This window comes from Microcystis sp. M_QC_C_20170808_M3Col, from assembly GCF_007095505.1.
GTDB lineage: Bacteria > Cyanobacteriota > Cyanobacteriia > Cyanobacteriales > Microcystaceae > Microcystis.
In genome coordinates, this window is sequence record NZ_SFBY01000074.1 from 1 (window position 1) to 4,650 (window position 4,650).

Sequence of the window (4,650 nt, forward strand, 5' to 3'; positions counted from 1 at the left end):
CCCCCTAAGCCGAGTTTTCAAGGTGCTGTCCGCCCACTTGGTTTTCGAGACGGTCTTTTTAATTCTAACGTAAAGCCAACCTAGAACGGCGGGGTTTCCCACCCAAAATTTTCGATGATCTGGAGAGATCGTCAAGAAAAGTATCAGAGGGAACTCCTGGAAAAAAATGGGTAAAATATAATTAGTAGGGGGAATATTGCTGTTAATGTTTCGCTTTCTAACGAGACGTTAACCAAGCCCAAAGGCAAAAAATAGCAGTAATTTGCTAAAAGCTCAAGGCCGATAGCTTACTGCTCTATATATCTCTCGTATTCTTTACTTGTCGAGTTCAACACGACCCCTTTATGGAATCAAGCAACCCGTCAGGGAAGACTTCCGAGCCTCCTAGTCATAGGTGGGCCAATTTACTCGGAACCATGATCGCAATTCTGACCCTAACGTTACCCTTGTTAGCGATTGGATATAACTCCACGCCTAACTATACCGAAGAACCCCTTACCGGTAAAACATCCTACTCCCTAACGAGGCAAATGAGGTGACAGAATTGAGATAGACGATTGCCAAGGTAAAAAATTTTTTCTTCGTCCCGATCCCCCTTATCGAAAATTTGGGTTAAAACCCCGTCCTTTTAGGACGGCTTTAAGCTACAATGGAAAAAGCGATAACCAAGCTAAAAACTGAACCTTGACAACAGATAGTAGGGGGTTTCGTTCAGAAAAGACTTCGAATTCGGCCTTGAACGAGTAAAACTTTCTAGGAAATAAGGTGGAACATGAGATTTTTTCGACTTGTTCAAAGTGGCCGGAGGGCATTCGGACACTCGAAATGGACGGGTCGGAAAGCGTAAGACTTCTGTTAAAGAAGCAGCATCCCGGGTCGCGTCAACCCCATTGACGCGACCATTCTAAAAAGGTGGCGTGGTGAGGAATCGCCGTCCGTTTTACGGCGGCGAGGATGTCAAGGGTAAAATTTGGATCGGAGTTAATTAAAGTGTGTTTTAATTTTGCTTGCGCTTTTAGGTGACTCTAAAGGCGCTATCTCAAGGTCGCGAGAGGACTCCCGTTAGAGCCGCCCTTGCTTAACGGGAGATCAATCGCGACCAAAGTGAAACTAACGCGGTAGCGTTTCCACTTTCGAGGGATTTCGCTAGAATACAGAAAGCGGTAAAGCGCGTAAAGTATCACGGAAACCTCTCGCTCCTTTGTACCTCGGAACAAATATCGCTAGGTTTTAAAAATCCTACAAAAGAAGATTCATATCTCAAATCAGCAACGCCTAATGGTGACGGGTCAAGCAGCATAGAAGCTTAACGGCTAAGGTCAATTCTGCCCACAAATAAAATTCAGAGCCGTCCGCCGCCGGACAGTCGGTAGACGTTAAACTAAAACGCTTGTGGATTCGGTCTGACGGGGGCATAGTCTTCCGATTGTGTCTAGTTAAGAGGAGTAGAAGCAAGAATCTCCCGTCACAGCGTAGCTTGACGGCGAGAGTGTCAATGTCTTGTATTTGGAGAAAGCTTGTGGATTTATCGCGCATTCCTGCCCAACCGAAACCCGGTTTAATTAACGTTTTAGTGGAAATTACCGCCGGTAGTAAGAATAAATACGAGTTTGATAAGGATTTAAACGCCTTTGCTCTCGATCGCGTTCTCTATTCTTCGGTACAATATCCCTGTGATTATGGTTTTGTTCCCAATACCCTCGCCGATGACGGCGATCCTTTAGATGGTATGGTGATCATGGATCAGCCTACTTTCCCCGGCTGTGTGATTACGGCGCGCCCTATTGGTATGTTAGAAATGATCGATGGTGGTGATCGCGATGAAAAAATTCTCTGTGTTCCCGCTAAAGATCCTCGTTATGCTGAGGTAAAATCCCTCAAAGATGTCTCTCCCCATCGCTTGCAGGAAATCGCCGAGTTTTTCAAAACCTATAAGAATCTAGAGAAAAAAGTCACAGAAATTCTCGGTTGGAAAGATGTGGACGCAGTAACCGCTTTAGTTGAACAGTGTATCGCTGCTTATAAGTAAGGTTTGCGGCAAAAAGTTTGTTGGTGGGGTTAGGAGTCGGGAGTCAGGAGTCGGGGGTCAGAATTCAGGAGATAGGGTGATAGGGATTTAGGGGTTTAGGGAAATTTCAGCCAAATGCTCCACTACCCCACTACCCCACTACCCCATTCCCCCACTACCCCACACCCCCACTACCCCACACCCCCACTACCCCACACCCCACACCCCAATTTATGCGAATAGAAACCTTAAAATCGGGTTTAATCGTCTCCTGTCAAGCGCCAGTGGAGTCATCTCTGCACGATCCTGTAATTATTGCCGCCATGGCTCATGCTTGCGTGGATAGGGGTGCTTGTGGGGTCAGAATTGATAGTCCCACTCATCTGAAAGCCACCCGTCAACAATTGCCGGATATACCGATAATTGGGCTCTGGAAACGCAATTATCGCGATTGTTCGGTATATATTACTCCCAAATATCAAGATGCTCTCGCTATTGCCGATGCGGGTGCAGATATAATTGCCTTGGATGCTACCCCAAGAAAGCGTCCTAATGATGAAAATTTAGCCACAATTATCGATCGTATTCATCAGGAAACTGGTAAATTAGTCATGGCAGATATAGACTCGATCGAAAGTGCTATTTATGCCGTGGCAGCCGGTGCTGATATTGTCGGTACAACTCTTTACGGTTACACAGAAGCAACTAAAAATCTGCCACCGCCGAGTTTTTCTTTCCTAGAAGAATTAGTTAATAAGTTATCAGTTCCTGTTATCTGTGAAGGAGGAATATCGACTCCAACAGAAGCAAAAAAAGCCCTCGAAGTTGGTGCATATTCGGTAGTTGTTGGCACGGCAATTACAGGGATTGATTTAAAAACTACCGCTTTTTTACAAGTAATTTTATCAAAAGATTAATGGGAGGCAAAAAAACCAAAAAGTTTAGCCGCACCTCCTAAAATAGCGACAACCAAAGCGATTAAAATCCCGCGGTTTGTGAATTGCTGATAGGCAATCCCTGCGGTCAATCCGTTAATTTTTTCCTTACTACAATAGCCAAAAACCCTTATCCAGCAATGGATAAACCCGTTAACTTTTCTTAACGTACCCATGTTTATTGTAATATTTCTTAATAGACAGGGATGGATCATATTTGCTAAAAAGGAGATCAAGTCAAAAAAAAGAACCCTTGGCAACCTCTCAAAATTACCCGATGATATTATCAAAATTAGCCACAGCAAGAGGATTTAATGGCGAGACTTGTAGCCATAGTTTAGGACAATTATTAGACTTAGAGAAAGCCTTAGATTTATTAGAGGTTTCCCTGATTTGTACCCAGTAACTGGGCATCAGAAATTCTCTTAATCCCTCCTACAGCACAGGTTATGACCTTGTGTCAAAGGGCAAGTCCAGTAATAAAATGATCAAATTCTAACTACGCCACCGTAAAATTTGTGCTTTAATGGGGTTGACAAAATCCCGTTTTTCTGCTTGAGATTTTTCGTATTCTTGCTTGAGGCGATAATACCATTTGGCCTGGGTATCGGCATCATCAATTAACATCAAAGCTGGATGATAACTAAGTCCTTCCTGTTGTTTAATCACTACATCGCGATCCTGTTTAAGAAATTGTCGGGTTAAATAACGCAAAAGAGGGGTTAAAAATGCCAACCAAGGAATCGTATAGTATAAACTTTGATGGACTTCGCAGTGATTTTCATCGATGGGAGTAATTGCCGTAAAAGCACAGGCCAAATAGCGATCACCTCGTAGTATTTCTGTACGCACCGAGGGCAATTCAAAAACAATTTCAATCGATACCTTATTACCCAGAATTTTATAAGGTTTCGCACTTACGGGCATATCATAGGGGGCAAGACGAAAACCGAGGGGAACTGGTTCGTATTGTTTTTCTTTGACCCGAAATTTGCGCGGACCGCTGCGCCACCACCAAGAAGTATGAACGTAGGGACCGTGGGCCGGATCCATCAATCCCACCACCGCATGGTCAATATTGCAGTCAAAAGTGATAGTTTCGGCTATTTTGGGGGTAAGTTTGCCAAAATCGCTAATAATCGGCACAGGAGGCAGATTTTCTTGCTTAATTTCCCTTTTTGAGTCTGCCGGAATAAACACCCAGATATGACCTTGTATTTCGCGACAGGGATAACTGGTGACACAAATTCGGCTAATATCAAGGCGATCGTGTTCGGTTAATGAGGGTATCTCAGAACAAACGCCATCGCTAGTGTTAAATTTCCAGCCATGATAGCAACAGTACACCCCATCCCCTTCAATCCAGCCATGGTGCAGCGGAATGCCGCGATGGGGGCAAATATCCCGCAATGCGAACACTTCTCCATCCTCTCTCCTACCGACAACAATCGGTTCACCTAGCATTTTTTTGGCCATTAGCTGACCGGGTTTCAGTTTATTTGCCGGTGTGGCCACATACCAAAAGTCGCGCAGTAAGCTAGTCATAGGGTTTCTCTGGAGAGCTTCGATCGTTCATCCTATCATCAGAGTTGACATCCTCACCGCCGTAAAACGGACGGTGATTCCCAAACCTCACGATTTAGGTTTCTGCTTCTTTCCCTTGCGGGGTTCCGCACCTGCCTTAACAGATTTACTCTGTTCTGGTCT

At 44.5% G+C, this 4,650-nt stretch carries 5 protein-coding genes and 1 pseudogene; 4 read left to right on the forward strand and 2 right to left on the reverse strand.

Features of this window, described 5'->3' with window-relative positions:
• The first annotated feature begins 344 nt into the window (after positions 1 to 344).
• The 3 genes from EWV84_RS23020 to EWV84_RS03800 all read left to right on the forward strand — a co-directional run bounded on the left by EWV84_RS23020 (position 345) and on the right by EWV84_RS03800 (position 2,925).
• On the forward strand, positions 345 to 539 hold the full coding sequence (locus EWV84_RS23020; protein WP_502692592.1) for a TLTLP motif-containing protein: 195 nt from the start codon (positions 345 to 347) through the stop codon (positions 537 to 539).
• 980 nt (positions 540 to 1,519) lie between these two features.
• Entirely contained in the window at positions 1,520 to 2,029 is a 510-nt protein-coding gene (locus EWV84_RS03795) for an inorganic diphosphatase (protein ID WP_004162542.1), read from the forward strand.
• A 212-nt stretch (positions 2,030 to 2,241) separates the two neighbouring features.
• Entirely contained in the window at positions 2,242 to 2,925 is a 684-nt protein-coding gene (locus tag EWV84_RS03800; protein ID WP_287076561.1) for an N-acetylmannosamine-6-phosphate 2-epimerase, read from the forward strand.
• Here the strand turns inward: EWV84_RS03800 and EWV84_RS03805 are convergent.
• Positions 2,922 to 3,047 (reverse strand): annotated as a pseudogene (locus tag EWV84_RS03805) (DUF4164 domain-containing protein); the annotation flags it as partial. The gene EWV84_RS03800 and the pseudogene EWV84_RS03805 overlap by 4 nt on opposite strands.
• Before the next feature lie 173 nt (positions 3,048 to 3,220).
• Between EWV84_RS03805 and EWV84_RS03810 the strand changes: the two are divergent.
• Positions 3,221 to 3,349 (forward strand): hypothetical protein, encoded by a 129-nt coding sequence (locus EWV84_RS03810; protein WP_287076563.1) that lies wholly within the window; start codon positions 3,221 to 3,223, stop codon positions 3,347 to 3,349.
• A gap of 89 nt (positions 3,350 to 3,438) precedes the next feature.
• On the opposite strand, the gene EWV84_RS03815 is transcribed toward EWV84_RS03810, so the two are convergent.
• Entirely contained in the window at positions 3,439 to 4,488 is a 1,050-nt protein-coding gene (locus tag EWV84_RS03815) for a Rieske 2Fe-2S domain-containing protein (RefSeq protein WP_004162539.1), read from the reverse strand.
• Positions 4,489 to 4,650: the final 162 nt, after the last annotated feature.

Coding starts and splice junctions, on each gene's coding strand:
- EWV84_RS23020 (WP_502692592.1), top strand. CDS start 345: ATGGAATCAAGCAACCCGTCAGGGAAGACTTCCGAGCCTCCTAGTCAT.
- EWV84_RS03800 (WP_287076561.1), top strand. CDS start 2,242: ATGCGAATAGAAACCTTAAAATCGGGTTTAATCGTCTCCTGTCAAGCG.
- EWV84_RS03810 (WP_287076563.1), top strand. CDS start 3,221: ATGATATTATCAAAATTAGCCACAGCAAGAGGATTTAATGGCGAGACT.
- EWV84_RS03815 (WP_004162539.1), bottom strand. CDS start 4,488: ATGACTAGCTTACTGCGCGACTTTTGGTATGTGGCCACACCGGCAAAT.